Source organism: Crassaminicella thermophila, assembly GCF_008152325.1.
GTDB classification, from domain to species: Bacteria; Bacillota; Clostridia; order Peptostreptococcales; family Thermotaleaceae; genus Crassaminicella_A; species Crassaminicella_A thermophila.
Map to the genome: position 1 here is coordinate 2306474 of NZ_CP042243.1, position 19688 is coordinate 2326161.

Below are 19688 nucleotides of genomic sequence, written 5' to 3' on the forward strand. Positions count from 1 at the left end.
TTATTCCTCCTATTCCAATCAGTAATAGAGATCCTTTTTAAAGAGAATATATAGGAAGTGTAAAGCAAAAAGTACATCCTTCTCCCAAACTGCTTTCAGCCCAAATCTCTCCTTTATGAAATTCAACAATCTCTTTTGAAATGGTCAATCCAAGACCAGTTCCCTTAAGTACATTATTTTTTGCATTCTTTCCCCTGTAAAAACGGTCAAAAATATGTTTTAAATCCTTCTGTGCAATGCCCTCACCCGTATCTTTTATTTTGATAAGTACATACTTTATATCGTTCTTTTTTTTCTTTTCAAAATCAATAAAAATGGTACCTTCTTTAGGAGTATGTTTTATAGCATTAAAAATTAGATTAGACAATACTTGATCAATCCGTTCAATATCAATAATCAACTCTTCATCCATATATTTCTCAATATTTGATAGTATTAATTCAAATTTTATCCCTTCCCTATGTATATCCCATTCATATTTCTTTACAAGCTCAAAAACAAGTTCACGGATAGACACTTGAGAAAAATTAAAAGATATTTTTCCTGATTCTAATTGGGTTAACTGAAATAAATCTTGAATAAGTCTTTGTAAGGTTACTGCTTTTGAACGAATCAAGTTAAGACATTCTTCTTTTGAATCATTTTCATAAATTGTTCCATCTATCATAGCTGTAACATATCCGAGTATAGAGGTAATAGGTGTACGCAATTCATGAGAAATATTTGCTAATAATGATTGTCTAGACTTTTCTGATTGAATCATATTCTCTTCCACGCGTTTTCGATCTGTAATGTCTCTTAATATTCCTTCAACTGCAATAACATCTCCTACTTCATCTACAATGACCGTATTATGGTGTTCTGTCCAAATATAATGTCCATTTTTATGTAGCCATCTCATAGTAATAGGTTCTGACAAAAGTGTTTTTGATTCTTTTAAAATATTTACGAGTGGCCGATCATCAGGATGTGCTAACTTTTTTAAAAACATAGGATCTCTATAAAATTCTTCTGGTGTATACCCAGTAATATTTATACATGAAGGACTAACATATTCAAAACCTAATATAGGACGAAATCTGTAAAGATAAATCAAATCTTGTGCATTTTCTGCTAGTAGACGAAACCGCTTTTCACTCTCTGTCAATTCATTACGTATCTTTTGAAAATAAATGATGAGTATACCAAAATTAAGAATATTTGCAAGGATAATTTCACTCATATAACCCAAAGGGGAGTTCCAAAATTCTGGATAAATATAAGGATAATATGCTTTATGTACTCCCCAAACAAGAAAGATAGTTACAATAATTACCTTTTCAAATTTATTCATTTTCCAATATTTTAAAAGCATAACCCCTGTTACAACAGCAATAATATTAAAAAATATAGAAGCAAGTAAGGTAATCGTAATAAAAGATAAATCATAATAAACAGCAAGCCCAATCCATAGCAAATTTACAATAGTAAATTGAATCCAATAATTTGGCATTTTTTTATCTATAAATACATACGTTCCAGCTAATAAAAAAAGACTACTAAAAAGATCACAAACTTGTCTTAGGGCTGCAAAGAACTTTACACTAGGATATTTTAAAATGAAAATGCTAAATCCAAGACTTATTGCATACAATGTCCAGCTAAGTCCCCAAAAATGGATATATTTCTCATGATTCTTCGTAAAAATATGAAAATAAAATAGAGAAATCGCAAGGGTTAGAATTGTAAGGATGATCAATAAATAATTGGTTTGAAACATAATCAGTTCACCCCATTTTCTCTTATTTAAAAATAAAATATCTATTCTCAAATGAAATATCATTCTCTTATCTTTTTATATTTTTTTTTCAAATATTTAAGTTAGTTATCCATATATAACTTATTATTCACTTCTTATGTTAATAATGCAAAAAATTCTAATATTTGTACAGTTCTAATGTTCATATTATAAAACATCTTATACAAAAATTAAGTTGCATTATTAAATAATCTTTATATAATTTTTTAAAAAAATTTTAGATTTCTTTAAGTTTATTTTAAGTTTGATTTGTTAATATAGATTAAAATTCAGAATATACTGAATATTTTATCGTGATTACTTTACTTGATGTAACTACTGCTTTTAGCAGTTACAAATAAAAAATAAGGAGGTATACAAATGATCTTTGGTATGCCAGCTGTAAGTTTTTTCTCATTTGCATCATGGCCAATTCTATGGACTGTTCTTGCAATACTCATCTATATGAAAATGGCTAAGGATGATGCAATGGAAGAAATATCTGAAATGGAGGTGAATAATGAATGACAACTGCCCGCATCGTATTTTTTTGTTATCTTTGTTGTCTTATAGGAGTAGGGTTTTATTTTTCAAAACGTACAAAAACAGTAGAAGGCTATTTATTAGGCGGTAGAAGCTTAGGTCCTGCTGTTACTGCTCTTACCATGCAAGCTACTGCAATGAGTGGTTATATGTTCATGGGTGGGCCTTCATATGCTTTTAGTATAGGTTGGTTTAGTTTGTTCTATGCAGTAGGTGATGCAGGTGGAAGTATCGTAAATATTTCTATACTTGGTAAAAAAATGAGGCGTTTATCTGAAATACTAGGATGTCTCTCTCCTATAGAATACCTAGAAAAAAGATATGAATCCTCTACAATTAGAGTTGTTGGTTCTGCTATTGCTTTGGTATTTTTATCTGCATATGTTATCGCACAGTTTATCGCAGCAGGGAAAGCATTATCATCACTATTAGGAATCTCTTATTCAGTAGCTCTTATAGGTGGTGTTACTGCAATCTTATTCTATACTGTAACAGGAGGCTATTTGGCAGTTGCTTGGAACGATTTCTTTCAAGGAATTATAATGGTTACAGGTATGATTGGCGTTTTAATTTTAGCTCTTTTAAAAATTGGTGGTCTTACAAGCTTAAATCAAAAATTAGCAGCTATTGATCCTACCTATTTGAGTGTATGGGGAAAAGGATTAATATATCAAAATCAATGGGGTGTCATTTTAGGAGCTATACTAATATATCTAGTGGGATATATGGGCCTTCCTCATGTAGTTGTTCGTCATATGTCAATGAAAAGTTCTAAAACTGCAAAAAGTGCACTTCTTTATGCAACTTTTTGGAATCAATTATTTGTATTTACCCCTTATATTTTAGGATTAATAGGTATTGTAATGCTTCCAAACTTATCAGATCCTGAAATGGTTGTACCAGAACTTGCCTTTATGTTATTCCCTGGCGCAATTGCTGCAATTATTCTTTCAGCAGTTATGGCAGCCATTATTACAACAGCAGATTCATTACTTATGCAAACAGGTTCAATTTTATCTAGAGACGTATATGAGCGTTTCATCAATCCTAATGCATCTGAAAAACAATTAGTCCTAGCATCTCGTATCATGGTTTTTGGAACGGGTATTATAGGTATTGCTATCGCTCTTATACAACCTCCTGGTGTATTTACACTAGTTGTCTTTGCATTCGGAGTTTTAGCAAATTCATTCTTAGTACCATATGTTGCAGCAGTTTATTGGGATAAAGCAAATAATATGGGAGCCTTAGGTGCAATGATCGGCGGTGGTTTAACTAATTTTATTTGGACTGTAGCAAAACTTGAAATCATTACGTATATGCATCCATTCTTTGCAGGCTTACTTGCTTCTATTGCATGTTTATTTATTTTTAATAGATTTGGTAATAAACCTTCTCAAAAAATTATTGATGCTGTACATAAAGCACAAGGTAAAAATTCTAGCAATGTTTCTAAGGGAATACAAAATAGTACTTGTAAAATGCTAGCACCAGAAGCAAATGCTGTTTCAATCTTTATTGCTTCTAGACCGAAAAAAACATTCCAAATTCAGCAATAATTTATGAAAATAAAGAGGTAATATTTATGAAAATCATTTCTTTAAAAAATGAAATAAGCTCTGATACAGCTATAAGTATATTAAAGCAAAAAGACTCTACAGTTAACGTAAATCTTATAGAGCCTATTTATTATCCATATTATAGACTCATTGCATCTGTAAAAACAAAAATATTCGCTCGCTCTTTTGATGGTACTCTCTCTTGCTTAATTGATCTAGTAAATGGTGTAGAAGCTATAACAGGAGAAGAATGTCAAACAGAACAAATTTTTGTTGATGGTAGTAGTATACTACCAATCTCTATAGAAAATGAAAAAGCTAGAAAAAAAGCATTAGGATGTATCCGTCATACCATTATCCAAAAAATGAAGGTATTAAGCATACCTAAAATTATCCCTGTAGATGAAGATTTTTTCTATAGACCATTTTGGATTATACATTGTCTGTCTAATAAAGATAATCATTTTTATGTAATGATGGATGGTATTAGTGGGCAATATCAGTTGCTTGATCTATAGACTTATTAAACATAATCGTTTAAAGATATACTGATTTATATTTAAATAGATTCATGTAATTTTTAACAATTACATGAATCTATCTTTTATTCGTTAGATAATATCAAAAACAAAATAAAAGCAGAACTTTATCCTTTCATTCTGCTTTTATCATGTGAATTTTCCCCTTTTCATATCTACTTCTCCATATGTTTTTTATTTATATATTAATTTTCCTGAAATAGAGTTCTCTCATATAAATCACATTTGTCACAGCGATCACAATAACCAGCTATATAATGAATACATGTAACTACTCCACATTTTTTTAAATTGTTCATTACTTCTTCATTATAATTATTTTTTAAATTATTTTTCATATTAATCCTCCCTCATTTTATACAGTTACTTATTTCATACTTTTAGTCTTCCTGAATAAGTACTCTTTCATACAAATCACATTTTTTATAATTATTGCAAAAACCTGCTACACAATGGATACATGTAATTACACCACATTTTTTTAAATTGTTCATTACCTCTTCATTATAATTGTTTTTTCTCATCTCTACCGCCCCCATATCAGAATATCTGTATTTATTTATATTATAATACTAGTATGCAATTTTGTCAATTGTATACAATTGTTTTTTTGAATTTTTTCTCTATTTCTATTTGCTTTTAAGAAAAATATACTTTTAGCAGGTATTTACATATTAAAAAGCGAATATACTTTAGTAAATTATTTAAATATTCAAAATCTTTATATAGAAGTTCTGTTTTTGATCTAATCTAGGAGGAGGAAAAACTTATGAGAAAAAGTTTATTTTACATAGTATTTTTTCTATGTATCGGACTATCCATTCTTGGATTTTATTCTATTGAAAAACACATTATTATACTTCCTTTCTTAGGTGAAAAATTAATCGCAATATGCATGACAATTGTGTTTATTCAGTCCTTTTATCTTTTCACAAAAAAAGATAATTCAAAAGCTTATGCCAATGTTCCAAAAAATAATCAAAAAAATGAAAAAAAAAGCTTAAAATCTTCTGTAAAGTTAGAAGATGTAGCAGGCCTTGAAGAAGTAAAAGAAGAAATTATGGAAATTGCTGATTTTATTGTAAACACTGAAAAATATAAAAAAATTGGAGCAAAGGTTCCAAAAGGCATATTGCTTTATGGTCCTCCTGGTACAGGTAAAACTTTATTAGCATCTGCTTTAGCTGGAGAAACAAATACAGAGTTCATCGTTGCAAGTGGTTCAGAATTCATGGAAAAATATGTAGGAGTAGGTGCAAAAAGAGTAAGAGAATTGTTCGAAAAAGCAAAAGAAAAATCTCCCTGTATCATATTTATTGATGAAATTGATGCTATTGGAACAAAAAGAAGTGAAGAAGGCCAATCAGAAGTTAACCAAACCCTCAATCAATTACTCACTGAAATGGATGGATTCAAACTTGAAGAGGAAGAAGTAATCCTAGTAATAGGTGCTACAAACCGAATTGATATATTAGATACTGCCCTTTTAAGACCAGGAAGGTTTGATAAACACATATATATAGGCAACCCAAACAAAATAGCAAGAGAACAAATATTAAAAGTTCATACAAAAAATAAACCCTTATCAAAAGATGTCAATTTAGAATCGATCGCAATAAAAACCCATGGATTATCAGGAGCTCATATATCTAGTATTGTAAATGAAGCTGCCATATTAGCAGTGAGAAATCATAGAGATCAGCTTATACAAGAGGACTTTGATAATGCCATTGAAAGGGTTATTGCTGGATTAAAAATAAAAAATTCAACTGTCACAGAAAATGAAAAAAAAATTGTTTCTTTTCATGAAGCAGGACATGCTCTTGTAGGAAACCTCCTTAATATACATGCTATTGAAAAAATATCTATTATCCCTACTAGCCAAGCCTTAGGATATGTCCTTAATGCATCATCAGAAGATAAGTATTTGTATACAAAAAATGATTTATTAAAAAAGGTACAAAGTATTTTAGCAGGAAGAGCCGCAGAAGAAGTTGCTTTTGGAGAGGTTACAACGGGAGCAAAAGATGACTTAAGTAAAGCAACAGATATCATATTAGGAATGATCTGCGAATATGGTATGAGTGATTTGGGAAATAGAACCTTCAATACTAAAATGATTTATGGAAATATGAAAGAAATAAACAAGGAATTAAAAAAAATTATTGATCAGTGTTATGAAGATACCCTTCAGCTTCTTCATGAACATAAAACTTGCCTTATAGCTATTGCTGAGTATCTATTTATAAATGAAACCTTAACAGGTGAAGAATTAAATAAAATTATACAAAAATACAGCAATTAAAATAATGCCAAGAATCTAAGTTTCTTGGCATATTCTAAAGTGTAAAAATTATTTCCCTGGAAACATATATCTACAATTTACTATTTTTTTGTTCCCATTTATCAATTTCTTTTAATCGTTCTATAATAGGAAGATGCTGCGTACAAGCTTCTTCACATTTTCCACACCTTATACAATCCTTAGCACTTGCTTTTCGCCCAACCAATAATCCCCATTCATGCTCTCTTTTAATATCTTTTATCATCTTTTCATCGCTCTTTCCAAACATTTGCTTTTCATTATAAAACTGCATATATGCAGGAACTGGAATTTCTTTTGGACAATCCCAACAGTAACCACATCCTGTACATACAGCATTCATATTTTCTCCAAGACGTTTTTGAATTCTTTCTAAGTCTTTATCATTAAAGGTAGTAGCTTCATCTGCAATACGACAAGCCATATCAATCTGATCTTTTGTGCTAAATCCATTTAAAGTTACTGTAATCTGTTTAGATGCAATAGTAAACCTAAGTGCAGCCTCTGTAGGTGTTTCTCCATTTGATCCAATAAAAGAAAGTTCTTTCTCATATTTTGGAATAGCACCTCCTGCTAAAGGATTCATTGCTACTACACCATAACCACTATTATATGCACTCACAACCCCATCCCATCGATAAGGGAAGTTTAAGATATTAACGCCTAAAAGTACTCCTTCCATTTTTCCTTCATCTAAAATTTTCTTAATTTCATGACCTGGCTGATGAGATGAAAAAACAATATGCTCAATTAAGCCTTCTTCTTTACATTCTAAAAGACCTTCATATTGTCCCCTAGGCTTCATCGCCAACTCGTAGTGTTCCATCTTTCTAAGACACCATATATGATAAAAGTGAATCTTATCTACCCCTAATTTCTCTAGGGATCTTTTCACTGCATCTTTAGCTTTCTCTTTTGTATCAAATCTTGTAGGCATACCTTTTGTAGAAACATAAAAGTTATTAGGCATATTCTTAAAAGCAATTCCATAAATATCTTCACTTCTATTCTCACAATAAGTCGGAGCTGTATCAAAATAATTAATCCCTTTACTACTTGCATATATTAATAGTTCTGCATTTTCTTCATTACTCTTAGAAAGATCAAAACGCATCCCTCCAAATCCTACTGCAGAAACCATTTTTCCTGTTTTTCCATATTCCTTGTAAATCATCCTCCTCACTCCTCTTTTGCATCATTCTATAAAACTCTTTACTTTATTATTTTCTTATTTCTACATCTAATTCCAATCCCCTTTATTTTTATAATGTAGTATTTAAGCTCAAAACAAAGAGATGCTCTTTACAAAGAACATCTCCTATTTTATAAAATAAAAAAATACAATTTTTTAAACATTTGTCCTTGAAAAACCTATAAATATTTTAAAACAAAGGTCCAAGTAATTTTTTGGAGGTTATTTTTTACACATAGTCATTAAATTTATATTTTTAATTCAAAAACAGCATTTCATTCTCTTTATTAACTGATTCTATATTATTCCAACATTGATCATCCCCAACATTTTCTAATAACTTAAGAATCTTTTCAAGTATTTGGATCGTTCTTTTATCTAGTTTATCCATCTTTCATCCCTCCCTTTTTATATTACTTCGACAAATAGTTCAGAATTCCTACATAAATCATTCGACAAATGTGAAATTTTTACTACTTTTTTCCGAAAATATACAATAGAAAAAAGAGCCTTTCAGCTCTTTTCATAAATATCAGAGGGATTAAATAACTCATTCTATTTTGAATGATCTTTTATCCATTTAGCCATTTTAGGAGCTATTTCCTTTTGGGACTTAGAACTTACATACATACCAATATGTCCTACAGAAAAAGAGAATAACTCTTTATCTTTACTAGATACCAAATCATTCAAAGCTTTACTAGATGTAGGAGGTACTAAATGATCATATTCTGCATAAATATTAAGCAATGGCATATCTATATTTTTCAGATTAACCTTTTTTCCACCTACTTCAAGGGTTCCTTTTACCAGTTTATTTTCCTTATATAAATCATTCACAAATTGACGAATGGTTTCCCCTGCCTGGTCAGGACTATCAAATATCCACTTCTCCATTCTCATAAAGTTCTTCATAACTTCTGGATTATCCATATTATCTAACATCCCAACATATTTATCTAACATTAACTGAAATGGTTTAAGCATCATGTAACCATAATTCATCATAGAACCAGGTATAACACCATAAGCATCTACCATATTATCTATATTTAAGTATTTACCCCATTTAAATAAAAGTCCCTCTTCTATATCAAAGTCAATAGGAGTAACCATCGTAGTTAAGCTATTTACCTTCTTTGGATAAAGGGATGAATATATTGTAGAAAATGTTCCTCCCTGACACACCCCTATAAGATTTACTTTTTCAATATTTCGTGACTGTAATATATAATCAACAGCATCATTGATGTATCCATTTATATAATCATCCATCGTAAGAAACATATCTTCTGACGTAGGATATCCCCAATCAATAATATATAGATCAAGTCCTAATTCTAGTAAGTTTTTTATAACACTACGGTCAGGCTGAATATCCATCATATACGGACGGTTAACTAAAGCATAAACAATTAAAGTTGGTACTTTACAAGGTCTTTTTGTAAATGGTTTATAGTGATATAGCTTCATTTTATCTTCTTCAAACACAAGATCCTTTGGTGTTGCATCTACATCTATTTCTTCTAAATTTTGAAGTATCTCTATCCCTTTCAAAAATTTTTTTTGTATATCAAACATCTCTTTCATTGATTTTTCAATATCTATTCCAAAAGTTGAATACATAATTCAATACCCCCTTATTTATTCTTTTCTAAACATTAGACAAATCTACTCGCCCTTTTCTTTTAATCTTTTTTCTAACTCATTAAGCTCTTTTCTTGTCTTTCTAACTGATTTTTTTAGTTCATAAACTGTCTTATAAAGACTATTCATATCTGTCTTAGTTGGGAAAGGTAAAAAAGCTAATTGCTGCTCAAGTAATTTATCATAATTTTTCTTAAAAACAACACTAGCATCAACGACTTGAGCTAACAAACTTGAAAAATCATCTGTTTGAAAAAGATTTTTATAAGCCTCTTCATTTTTTCTCCACCAATACTCATAAAACTCTTTAAAAGTCTTTGGATGACTTTCATTCTGCATCATATTTTGTAAATCTTGTGCTATTTTTTCCATAGTTTCAAGTCCTACGCTAAAAATAGTAGCAGAAAATTCACTTAAAGTATTTGTATATTTCATAAAGGAATCTATACTTTCCATTTGTTTTTCAAAATATTCTCTATTGATTCCCATAATAGGAGTATCAAAGAATTTTCCAAATGTTTTTTCATAATTTTCTCCCCAAAGCTTTACATAATTAAAGAAAGCATCTTTATCTTGATAAATATTTGTACCCATTAACTTTTGAAACTCCTTAGCATTTTCTAACCATGGCTGAGAAAATTTTTTAACATTATCAAAATACATTTGATAAATTTCCATAGACTCTTTAAATATATTTTGTGTAGGTTCAGGTAAATATGATACAAAATGATTCGAAAAAGTTTTTATATATTCGTTTTGCCACTTACTAAAAACTTTTTGTACATAATCTGTAGGATTTGCTGTAGCCTGTTTATTTAGCTCGTCCCAAAAACGATACAAATATGAATAAATATTTGCACTATTCATCATTTTATCTAATACCTCTTTAGTAGGCCCTCCTCCAAATAAGCTAATATTTTTCGTAAACATATCGCTCATCATTTCAACCCACTGATTAAAAATTTCCATTTGATTTTTCATAGCCTCTTCCATATTATTCACTTTAGCTGAATCTTTTTTTTCATCTTTAGGTGCAAAGCTTTCTTGCCACATATCTATAACTTTCTTTTGTGAATCAACCCATTGTCCCATGAAATTATTATATGCATCTAGAAAAAACATTTAAAATCCCCCTTATATTTAATGATTACATTTTTTTTACTACAGCTTCTCCACTTACAATCTCAGTACCTGATTGATTTCTAACAATTGTTTTTAATATCAGAATCCTTTTTTCATCTCTTTTTTCTTTTACTTCTACAACAGCCGTCAACTGATCTCCTATATAAGCAGGTGCTAAAAACTTCATATTTTGAGATAGATAAAGAGTATTTGCACCTGGTAATTCTGTTCCTAAAACAGCAGAAATCAAAGAACTAGTAAGCATTCCATGTGCAATCCTTTTTTTAAACATTGTCTTAGAAGCAAAATCAGTATCAAGATGTATCGGATTGTAATCACCTGTAACATTAGCAAATCCAGTAATATCTTCTTCTGTTATAATCTTAGAAAGACTAGCTGTATCACCGATCTTTATTTCCTCATATTTTTTATCTATTACCATATTCCCACCCCTTCATTTTTTATATAAGCTTTATAAAGATCCAGTCTTCTATTCCCGGGAAGCTTATCACTGGATAATATCTATATTTTTGAAACTAACAATGCTTATTTTACACGAATAGCTATGGAAATTTTGTCACAACCTGATAGGAGTATATAATTTTTTATATGCAAAAATGGCTAAATTTCATAACCAAATTATTACAAAAAAAGAAGCCTTTTAGCTTCTTTTTTTCTTTTCTTTCTTTTTTCCTTATAAGATACTATATTTTGATAAGAATCATTTTCAATTTCTTGTGTCGAATATTCTATAATCCCATATGTCTTTTTCTCTGTTAATTTTTTTTAATATTTCTATCTATATAACTCGTTTATTGGTCTTGTATTCACGGATTCCAAATTCTACTATTGTTCTTAATTTTTTAAGAATTTTAAGATTCTCTTTTAAACTTAGACCATCTACAGTTAATTCTCTTTTTTTGCTACATCCATCTACACCTCCAGCTTCTATTATGCTCTTTAATATAAGGATTTCTGTTTTTATATCATGAAGCAGCATTGTATTCGTAAGAAGTGAAAGTGCTGCCGTTAGAGCATGACCTCCCCAATTAGATACCCCTGCAACAATAAGATAATCTGTACTGATAGCCGCACATATTTTTTCCCCATGCTTTACAAAATCTACAATAAATGTTGAAACTTTTCCCATTCCTACTTCATTTCCTCCATCTCCAACAGCTAATGTAATAATGCCAAGCTCTTTTGCTTTTTCAAACAATATATCTGTATTTGGAACAACATCACTAATATCCTCTCCTCTCATGGAATAACAGCGGCCATCCTTTGCTCTTCCGGGTCTTTCTATAGCTACTATATGAGATGGTCTATAAGTATTAAATAGTTGATCACAAAATTTTTTTTCATTTTTATAAGGAACAATTTCTATGGGTGCAACAACATTTTTTATCAAGCAACACTTATATAACATTTCTTTAGAATAGTTATCTGTTATGAGTACCACTTTTTTCCCTAATTGTTCTAATGCACTAGCCAAAGCTATAGCTCCAATAGGCCCATCTGTCTCACCGGTAAGGGTATCTCTTATACAAAAACCTGTAACGATAAAAACTGTAGAACTTTTTAAAAGTTCTGCTGCTGCTCTTTGTATTTCTCCTGGCAATTTAATCTTATGCATTCCTCTTTGATGTAAATTTTTTCTTATAACATGATCTATTTTTTCAAAAATTTCTTCGGAATTTTTTTTATTCAATTTTTCTCATCTCCTTGTATATAATTTATTTTTTCAAAAATATAGAAAGACCCAGCGCAAGTAAATGCAAACTGGGTCTTATTTACCGATATATACAGAGGCAAATCTATATACTGGGTAAATAAAACTTTATATAAAATTATCTTTATTGATTTCTAATCATCATGTACTTATTGCGTGCATCTTTTATAGCAGCAATAACTGCCTTTTGTGCCATCCCATAAAATCTATCCTTTATTTCATCTATAATTTCATCTATATCATCTAATAGCTGATAGCCTACCAATATAGATTTAATAAAATCACTCGTAACATCTCTTACCATATTACAAGTAGAATCAATAATTTTACCACTATCTCTTTCTAATATAATCCCTATAAACAGTATATCATATAAAGCTGCAATAGGATCATTTTTACTAATTTTTGAGGTACCTAAAACATAGATTGTATTCTTTTCATATACCAACTACATATCCCCCTTATACATAATCATATATACTCTAATTTCTATCGAATGATACTTTTTTCCTTCTTTTTATATCATATTTTACAAGCATTTACTATGTTATTTGTATGTATTTAGAAAAAATACCTCTGCTTTCATCAACAGAGGTATTTTAACAATTATTTCTTCATTATATATCCTTTCAGTACAAGTCCTACAAGAGCCAAAGCCATCATAATTGCTGATAAGGATACAGCACTGCTAACATTTCCCTTGTTTTGATCATTTTTCTCAATTTCATAAGCCCGTACACTACATTCCTGAGTTTCTTCCTTACTTTCTGATTTTTCTGGCTGTAGCATTTCACCTTTTTGTGTCCCAACATTATTCTTTGAAATAACTGTTTCTTTCTTATCATTCTTATTTCCTACATTACTGTTATTCGGTTCAGATTTTATTTCTTCTACAGTAGCTAAAGGTATGTCCTGTTCTTCTACCACTTGTTTTAAACTATCTTCAACTTTTTCTACTTTTTGTTCTTGAATTTCTTGTTGCTGTTTTACTTTTTCTTGATCTTCAACAGGTATTACCATTTCTTCTTTTGTAACAGGAATAGTTTCTTTTACAATATCTTTATCTTTTTTAGATGAACTGCTATTTGTAGAAGTATTCTTATTGTTTGAATTTTTAATTTTTATATCTTCATCAGTAGCTTCTTTGAAAATATCCTTAAATTTATTCAATATATCTTTATCTAGTGTAGAAAAATTTGCTGCCAATTCATTTAATTTAATATTAGCACATGTATGATGACAGCAGACAACCCCATAATCAACAGCCGTTTCAATATAAATATTAGATAGTTTTTCCATTGCCTTATCATCCGCATTCCACATATCACGTCTTGCAGCTTCTAAATTCCATCCAATAATGGCTTGAATTACATAAGGGTCTAGCTGAGAACGGATTGTTTCATCAAATATAAAGGTTTCAGCTACCTTTTGCCAACCCCAATCATCAATAGCATCTAATGTTGCATCCATTAAAAACATATTTCCTATATGTTTACCAATTTCTACAGAACCAGAAAAACCTTCTTTCAACATACCTTCAATCCATTTATGATTAAATACTCTTGTTCTTAATTCTGTTGATACAAACTCTGATAATGATTGAACTCGTGGATCTCCAGCTTTTCGCGTATTTACAATGTATGATACTATATCTTCACCGGAAGCTGCCTTAGCAGCCAAACTTAGTCCCCCTAAATATTGTGCTACATCATCATTATCCATTGTTCCCCATATAGAATCTCTTATTTGGGTCACAATATCTACATTACTTAACATATCTTTAAAAACTTCTCTTGCTTTTTCATCAAAATTTTCACCCAAAATATCTTTTCCATAAATAAATGACATACGCTTCATGTAAACATCAACAAGATCTTCTTGAGAATCCCATGAGTTTGTAGCCGAAGCCATTTCTGAAACACCAGTTCCATAAGTTCCTGGTGCATCACCAAAAATCCTTGCCCCTGCTAAAGTATCTGCTGTTTCTTCATCTATACCTTTATCTTTTAGTTTTTCCTTTATTGTATCATAATGTTTCTTTAGATAGTTATCATTACTAGATTCATCAAGGTTTTGTACTAGTCTAAACGCTTCATCTAGAATTTCTGCTGTATATAAGAATGTATCTCTGAATAATCCTGATATAGTTACTACCACATCAACACGAGGTCTTCCAAGCTCATCTATTGGCGTAACCTTTACAGAATCAACGCGTCCATATTTATTGTATACAGGTTCTGTACCAATTAATCTCATAATCATTCCAACAGTTTCACCATTTGTTCTCATGGTTTCAATAGCCCATAAAACAACCCCTACAGATTCCGGGTATTTTCCATATTCTTCCTTGTATTTTTCAATCAATTGATCTGCAGCTTTCTTTCCTGTTTCCCATGCTGCTTTATCAGGAATTTCCCTTGGATCAAATGTAACAATATTTCTACCTGTAGGTAATGCATCTGGTATTCTTACCGGATCTTTTCCTGGTCCTGGTTCAATATATCCGCCATTAAGGGCTCTTAGGATATTTGTGATTTCTTGAGTTGCTAATGCTAAGTTATCTTCAATAGTACTTCTATCACTTTCTCTATTTTCCTTATCATAATTTACGATAGAATCTACCATTTTATCAAATAATTCTCCTTTAGGTGGCTCCCCTAGTGTATGCAATCCGTAAGGCATCAATTCTTCTGTAAATGCTTCAAGATATTCATGTAATTTTTCTGCTGATTCATAAAATTTATTTGTCAAATCTAAATCAATTTCTTTATCAAGATTATTTTTTTGAACAATTTCTACAATCTGGTTTTGTAGTTGTACAGCTCTTTCATTGTTTCCTTTATTGATTTCATCTAAATATTTTATAATTAAGTCTTGTAAATTTACCAAATCTCCATAAAGTTCAGGTTGAATCATTGGAGGAATCAAATGGTCAATAGTTATTCCATAACCTCTCCTTTTTGACTGCGTTGCTTCACCTGGATTATTCATAATATAAGGGTTAATATTTATCATATTTCCAATCAATTGATCTGGCCAATCATCTTCACCTAAACCTACACTACGACCTGGTAACCATTCTAAGGTACCATGTGTTCCCAAATGAATCACTGCATCTGCTTCTAATTCATTTTGTAACCATAAGTAAAAAGCTATATATTGATGTGTCGGTGGCAATTCAGGAGAGTGAGCTATTTTGCTAGGATCATCTCCCCATCCCCGCATTGGCTGTGGTCCAATGAAAATATTTCCCATCTTCATGCCTGGTATAATAATTTTATCATCTACAACCATAACATTTCCTGGAGCTTTTCCCCATTCCTTTTCTACATCTTCTTTTAGCTTTTCTGGCAGCTTATTATACCACTGAAGATATTTTTCTACTGGTATTGTTATAGCACCTGAATCTACTAGTTTTTCCATCTCTCCTGGTGCCCAGCTCCCCACATTTCGTCCTCTTTCATCATACATTCTCTTTATTGCTTCAGGATCTATTTCACCTTCAACCTTATAACCATCTTTCTTTAATGCTTCTAAAATATTTGATGCGCTCTCTATTGTATTTAGGTAAGATGCTGAAAAATCATCTTTTCCACCATGGTGACTATAATAAATCAAAGCAATCTTCTTATCTTCATTTTCTTTATTCTTAAGATCTGCCCAAGACTTTACACGCCCTGCTAAACGCTTTATATTATAATCTAGTGGTACTTTTTTTATAAGAGGTGCACCAGTAATAGGATCAGTTCCTATTTCCTTTGTTCCTCCCATAAATACTGGCTCAATTCTTCCATCCATTTCAGGCATAGCAATCTGCCAATACATTGCATTCATAATTCCAGCAGAATTTTGTTCCCAATCATCAAGGTCTCTACTATATGTAGGCGTAATTACTGGTACATTTAATTTATTAAAAATCTCAACAGCTACTTCAGGTTTGCCATATTTATAATTAAATCCAAATCCCGCAATATAAGCATCAATGATACTTTTACCATTTCGCATGAAATATTCATCTATTATATTTATTCTATTTCTAGAATTTGTAAATACAAGCATCACATTAGCATTATTTTGTTCTAACTCCTTCAATAATGCTAAATACATATCAATATCATTATTCTTATATGCACTATCATAGGTTGAAATTCCTATCCATGAACCATTTTCCTTAAAATGACCACTCTTTTTATACCAAGCTTTATACGCCTCTAAATTTTCAAAGATTCCTGGGAAAGCTGGTTTCGTTTCTAAGCAATTTTTTACTTGGTTAAATAAAGTACTTGTATCCTTAGAACTTTTTAAAGCATCTGTAATAGTCTTTGATAATTCCTTAAATTCAATATTTTTATCTCCTTTTTCATAAAATACATGATAGGATGCATCAATTACAATAGGTGTTGTAGGACCTTCATCAGAATATACTGAGTTATAAACTGCATCTGCAACAGAAGCAATAAAATCATTTGAGTCCCTTAATGATAAAAATATATCATTCCAATCCTTTTCATCTGATTCTGAATAAATAATATTTTCCTTCAATATATCTTGTGCCAAAGGTATTCTTCTATCATCATACACAGCTTCATATACAGCTTCATAAACGGCATGATGTGCTGTATTTGTCACCAAAGCAAGATCTATTTCTTTTGTTTCTTCGTTTATAGCTTCATAAAAAACTTTCCCTAACTCCCCTGCATTAAAAGAAAGTTCTTTTGCATCAGGATGATAAATAAAGCAACTTGGCATACCTGAAGGTTCTATAGGTTCAGCTACTTTTAGTCCTCCTAGGTCACCTAAATAAAGAAGAAGTCTACGCATATTTTCTACTCCACCTTTTGTGAAGTAAGCTTTTATTTCTTCATCTTTACTATAATCAATGTTTGGATACTGTCCTGAAAAATCACTACTCCTTGTAGAATATATATGACAAGATTCAGGTGCTTCTGAAATAATAGGACCTAATAAAGAAATTCCTCCTGAACCAATCATTTCCATTAATAATACATCTGTATCTTTTAAATTATCCTTTAACTGTTCAGCAACATCAGAATTCTCTAAAAATGTTGTACTAAATATTTTTACATCTAAAGGATATTTATTTTGTAGCTCTTTATATGCATCCACCATAGAAGCAATATAACTGTCACTACCTAGAACTAAAACAACTTTTATTTTGTCTATACTCTCCCCCTGTGCAATAGGTATATTGACAATATAAGTCATCATCATACATAAAAAGATTGTAATAGCTACTAATCGTCTGCATAAACTTTTGGAAAGATTCATAAAAGCTACCCCCTTTGGTCTTTGGTTTTTGTTTGCTAAAATATTTTAATAGTTAAATTATAATTTGATTACATAAGACTTCCTTTCATCCATATTTTCATTCTTATCAGCTATTGGTCATCTTTATGAAATTCTCCTTCAATTAAAATCAACTTTCCTGTTTTAGGATCTTGAAAAACAGTTCCCATTTCATTGTAACCTTCTCCAGATCCATTATGAACATCAGGAATCTCTTTAAGTTCTTTTCCCTTATTTACAGATGTTATCTTCTGTAATTGCTGCTTCATCTTTTTCCTTTCTTCAGGAGTCTTATTAGAAAATATAACATTCTGCAGATTCCATGAAAGAACCAATGCAACCATTAATCCACAACAAAATACCATCATCACATCCATTAAATTTGCCATTCCTGATAATGGATCAATTTCCCGTTCTTCTGACAGTGTTCTTTTTCTCCTCCTGCTCAACAATTTCTTCATCCCCTTCAATTAATTCTAAAAGTACTTCCATACGGTTTATATCTTTTTCATACCATCTTCTTCTTATCTTAGAAATCAGTGATGCAATAGCACCAACTGCAACCCCTACTACTGTAGTATCAAAAGCAATGATTACTGCCTCAGAAAGTCCCACTACATCTCCTTGTCCAAGATGTGCTAGCCCTGGCCCTAATGGAATCAGCGTACCCATTAATCCTAGCACAGGTCCAAGTTTTGTAATTAAGTCTGTTTTATCAAGCGTCTTTTTCATGCGAAATTCTTCCTGATCTAAAATATCTCTTGCAAGAATTTTTCTTGAGCTTTTTCCTATGTTTTCTTTACTCATAAAATCATAAATTAAATCTTTTTGCCTTTGTGTTAGACCATTATTCTCAATTACCTGATAAATATTATTTTTTTGCCATGGCAAATTTTCTTTAACGTCACTAAATATTTCAACTAGATCAACTTGCTTTGCTTCTTTTCTTTTTTGCCTTTCAGCAATAAAATTTCCTAGTTCCATAAAAACGATCAATATCATTAAGAGCAATCCTACTACTACTGGAATCAAAAAACTTTGTGCAATAGCGTGTAAAACAATAGTTAAATATTCAGACCCTGGAATACTCACTTTGCTTTCCCCCCTTTTTATTATTTTGTAATCTATATTGTATAAAACCAATAAAACTTACGATAATTAAGCTAATCACTACTACTACTAAAATTTCTAGAGAATCAATAACTATTGGCGTAAAAAACATTTGCGCTGAGTTCACAAAATTAGGAATGAACAATCCTAGTGCCACAGTAATCATTCCAAAAAACAGCAGTAACTTATTGAATATTCTCCCCGGATTCATATGCATATGTTCAATCATCCATTTTGTCCCAAAACCGATTATGATTAGCAAAATCATAAAAAGTATAGCTATTCCTAACTCAAATAACCTATTAAATCCTTTTAGCTTTTGTTGAAAAATCATTACACTAATTGCCATAGCAATCAGACAAAAAGGACAAGGTAAAAATGCAAGCATTTGACGACTCAATTTATTACTAGAAAAAATTTCATCTCTACAAGATGCCTCTTCATGTAATCCAAGATAAATGAAAAATCCTGATAAAGCCATCGAACCTATAAACGTATAACGATCAATAAAATCACTAAGAACATGCATGTAAGAAGCAAGCAGTAAAGTCATTCCATATAAAATACTTCCAAAACAAAATGAAATAAAAACAATCATTTTTCTACTTACTCCTGCTACCCCAAGAATAATCCCTGTTTTCAAGCTTAAAATAATAAGGGCAAAGACCATGCTTATAAATGCTAAAAACATTTATATCACCTCTTTATTTTTATACATAAAAAACCTCTCAATTTAAATTGAGAGGTTTAATATACTCAGAAATACACAACTTTCTTGTATAAAGGAAATACCTACTTTCATTCTATATACAAAGAAAATTCTAACGATATCCACAC

At 30.6% G+C, this 19688-nt stretch carries 18 protein-coding genes; 4 read left to right on the forward strand and 14 right to left on the reverse strand.

Features of this window, described 5'->3' with window-relative positions; genetic code table 11:
• Window positions 1-37 precede the first annotated feature (37 nt).
• Window positions 38-1759, reverse strand: a complete 1722-nt coding sequence (locus FQB35_RS11675) for a sensor histidine kinase (RefSeq protein WP_168198332.1) — start codon at window positions 1757-1759, stop codon at window positions 38-40.
• Between the two features lie 399 nt (window positions 1760-2158).
• Here FQB35_RS11675 and FQB35_RS15930 point away from each other — a divergent pair, with 399 nt between their 5' ends.
• From FQB35_RS15930 to FQB35_RS11685, 3 genes are read left to right on the forward strand one after another with little or no spacing between them, the layout of a single operon-like run.
• Window positions 2159-2305, forward strand: coding sequence for a hypothetical protein (locus FQB35_RS15930; RefSeq protein ID WP_168198333.1), 147 nt, complete (start codon window positions 2159-2161; stop codon window positions 2303-2305).
• Window positions 2302-3879: a sodium/proline symporter gene (locus tag FQB35_RS11680; protein ID WP_148810067.1), complete on the forward strand. Its 1578-nt coding sequence runs from the start codon at window positions 2302-2304 to the stop codon at window positions 3877-3879. Before FQB35_RS15930 ends, FQB35_RS11680 begins: the two co-directional genes overlap by 4 nt.
• A 26-nt stretch (window positions 3880-3905) precedes the next feature.
• Window positions 3906-4397, forward strand: a complete 492-nt coding sequence (locus FQB35_RS11685; RefSeq protein ID WP_148810068.1) for a hypothetical protein — start codon at window positions 3906-3908, stop codon at window positions 4395-4397.
• 206 nt (window positions 4398-4603) lie between these two features.
• Here FQB35_RS11685 and FQB35_RS15935 read toward each other — a convergent pair whose 3' ends face one another.
• The gene (locus tag FQB35_RS15935) at window positions 4604-4756 is read right to left on the reverse strand and encodes a hypothetical protein (protein ID WP_168198334.1); all 153 of its coding nucleotides are present in this window, start codon (window positions 4754-4756) and stop codon (window positions 4604-4606) included.
• Window positions 4757-4798: 42 nt separating this feature from the next.
• Window positions 4799-4942 (reverse strand): hypothetical protein, encoded by a 144-nt coding sequence (locus tag FQB35_RS15940; RefSeq protein WP_168198335.1) that lies wholly within the window; start codon window positions 4940-4942, stop codon window positions 4799-4801.
• Window positions 4943-5187: 245 nt separating this feature from the next.
• On the opposite strand from FQB35_RS15940, the gene FQB35_RS11690 reads away from it, so the two are divergent.
• On the forward strand, window positions 5188-6723 hold the full coding sequence (locus FQB35_RS11690) for an ATP-dependent metallopeptidase FtsH/Yme1/Tma family protein (RefSeq protein WP_148810069.1): 1536 nt from the start codon (window positions 5188-5190) through the stop codon (window positions 6721-6723).
• Window positions 6724-6793: 70 nt separating this feature from the next.
• On the opposite strand, the gene FQB35_RS11695 is transcribed toward FQB35_RS11690, so the two are convergent.
• The 11 genes from FQB35_RS11695 to FQB35_RS11740 form a co-directional block, all read right to left on the reverse strand.
• Window positions 6794-7915: an aldo/keto reductase gene (locus tag FQB35_RS11695; RefSeq protein ID WP_148810070.1), complete on the reverse strand. Its 1122-nt coding sequence runs from the start codon at window positions 7913-7915 to the stop codon at window positions 6794-6796.
• A gap of 274 nt (window positions 7916-8189) precedes the next feature.
• On the reverse strand, window positions 8190-8324 hold the full coding sequence (locus FQB35_RS16460) for a hypothetical protein (RefSeq protein ID WP_269902688.1): 135 nt from the start codon (window positions 8322-8324) through the stop codon (window positions 8190-8192).
• A 164-nt stretch (window positions 8325-8488) separates the two neighbouring features.
• Window positions 8489-9559, reverse strand: coding sequence for a class III poly(R)-hydroxyalkanoic acid synthase subunit PhaC (phaC, locus tag FQB35_RS11700; RefSeq protein ID WP_148810071.1), 1071 nt, complete (start codon window positions 9557-9559; stop codon window positions 8489-8491).
• A 45-nt stretch (window positions 9560-9604) separates the two neighbouring features.
• The gene (locus tag FQB35_RS11705) at window positions 9605-10702 is read right to left on the reverse strand and encodes a poly(R)-hydroxyalkanoic acid synthase subunit PhaE (RefSeq protein ID WP_148810072.1); all 1098 of its coding nucleotides are present in this window, start codon (window positions 10700-10702) and stop codon (window positions 9605-9607) included.
• Window positions 10703-10727: 25 nt separating this feature from the next.
• The gene (locus FQB35_RS11710; protein ID WP_148810073.1) at window positions 10728-11144 is read right to left on the reverse strand and encodes a MaoC family dehydratase; all 417 of its coding nucleotides are present in this window, start codon (window positions 11142-11144) and stop codon (window positions 10728-10730) included.
• A gap of 357 nt (window positions 11145-11501) precedes the next feature.
• Window positions 11502-12413 carry a DUF4392 domain-containing protein gene (locus tag FQB35_RS11715; protein WP_148810074.1) on the reverse strand — a complete coding sequence of 304 codons (912 nt, stop codon included), beginning with the start codon at window positions 12411-12413 and terminating at the stop codon, window positions 11502-11504.
• 145 nt (window positions 12414-12558) lie between these two features.
• Complete coding sequence (locus tag FQB35_RS11720) at window positions 12559-12882, reverse strand: DUF3870 domain-containing protein (RefSeq protein ID WP_148810075.1); 324 nt, start codon at window positions 12880-12882, stop codon at window positions 12559-12561.
• A gap of 158 nt (window positions 12883-13040) precedes the next feature.
• Complete coding sequence (locus tag FQB35_RS11725) at window positions 13041-17723, reverse strand: cobaltochelatase subunit CobN (RefSeq protein ID WP_148810076.1); 4683 nt, start codon at window positions 17721-17723, stop codon at window positions 13041-13043.
• 110 nt (window positions 17724-17833) lie between these two features.
• On the reverse strand, window positions 17834-18190 hold the full coding sequence (locus FQB35_RS11730) for a DUF2149 domain-containing protein (protein ID WP_231701789.1): 357 nt from the start codon (window positions 18188-18190) through the stop codon (window positions 17834-17836).
• A complete protein-coding gene (locus FQB35_RS11735; protein ID WP_148810078.1) occupies window positions 18144-18833 on the reverse strand; it encodes a MotA/TolQ/ExbB proton channel family protein in 690 nt (229 codons plus the stop codon). Before FQB35_RS11735 ends, FQB35_RS11730 begins: the two co-directional genes overlap by 47 nt.
• Entirely contained in the window at window positions 18814-19542 is a 729-nt protein-coding gene (locus tag FQB35_RS11740) for a DUF2162 family putative transporter (RefSeq protein ID WP_148810079.1), read from the reverse strand. The genes FQB35_RS11735 and FQB35_RS11740 overlap by 20 nt, the downstream gene beginning before the upstream one ends.
• Between the last annotated feature and the right edge of the window lie 146 nt (window positions 19543-19688).

Excerpts from the sequence above, each read along its gene's own strand:
- FQB35_RS11675 (WP_168198332.1), bottom strand. The coding sequence starts at position 1,759 with ATGTTTCAAACCAATTATTTATTGATCATCCTTACAATTCTAACCCTT.
- FQB35_RS15930 (WP_168198333.1), top strand. The coding sequence starts at position 2,159 with ATGATCTTTGGTATGCCAGCTGTAAGTTTTTTCTCATTTGCATCATGG.
- FQB35_RS11680 (WP_148810067.1), top strand. The coding sequence starts at position 2,302 with ATGACAACTGCCCGCATCGTATTTTTTTGTTATCTTTGTTGTCTTATA.
- FQB35_RS11685 (WP_148810068.1), top strand. The coding sequence starts at position 3,906 with ATGAAAATCATTTCTTTAAAAAATGAAATAAGCTCTGATACAGCTATA.
- FQB35_RS15935 (WP_168198334.1), bottom strand. The coding sequence starts at position 4,756 with ATGAAAAATAATTTAAAAAATAATTATAATGAAGAAGTAATGAACAAT.
- FQB35_RS15940 (WP_168198335.1), bottom strand. The coding sequence starts at position 4,942 with ATGAGAAAAAACAATTATAATGAAGAGGTAATGAACAATTTAAAAAAA.
- FQB35_RS11690 (WP_148810069.1), top strand. The coding sequence starts at position 5,188 with ATGAGAAAAAGTTTATTTTACATAGTATTTTTTCTATGTATCGGACTA.
- FQB35_RS11695 (WP_148810070.1), bottom strand. The coding sequence starts at position 7,915 with ATGATTTACAAGGAATATGGAAAAACAGGAAAAATGGTTTCTGCAGTA.
- FQB35_RS16460 (WP_269902688.1), bottom strand. The coding sequence starts at position 8,324 with ATGGATAAACTAGATAAAAGAACGATCCAAATACTTGAAAAGATTCTT.
- phaC (WP_148810071.1), bottom strand. The coding sequence starts at position 9,559 with ATGTATTCAACTTTTGGAATAGATATTGAAAAATCAATGAAAGAGATG.
- FQB35_RS11705 (WP_148810072.1), bottom strand. The coding sequence starts at position 10,702 with ATGTTTTTTCTAGATGCATATAATAATTTCATGGGACAATGGGTTGAT.
- FQB35_RS11710 (WP_148810073.1), bottom strand. The coding sequence starts at position 11,144 with ATGGTAATAGATAAAAAATATGAGGAAATAAAGATCGGTGATACAGCT.
- FQB35_RS11725 (WP_148810076.1), bottom strand. The coding sequence starts at position 17,723 with ATGAATCTTTCCAAAAGTTTATGCAGACGATTAGTAGCTATTACAATC.
- FQB35_RS11740 (WP_148810079.1), bottom strand. The coding sequence starts at position 19,542 with ATGTTTTTAGCATTTATAAGCATGGTCTTTGCCCTTATTATTTTAAGC.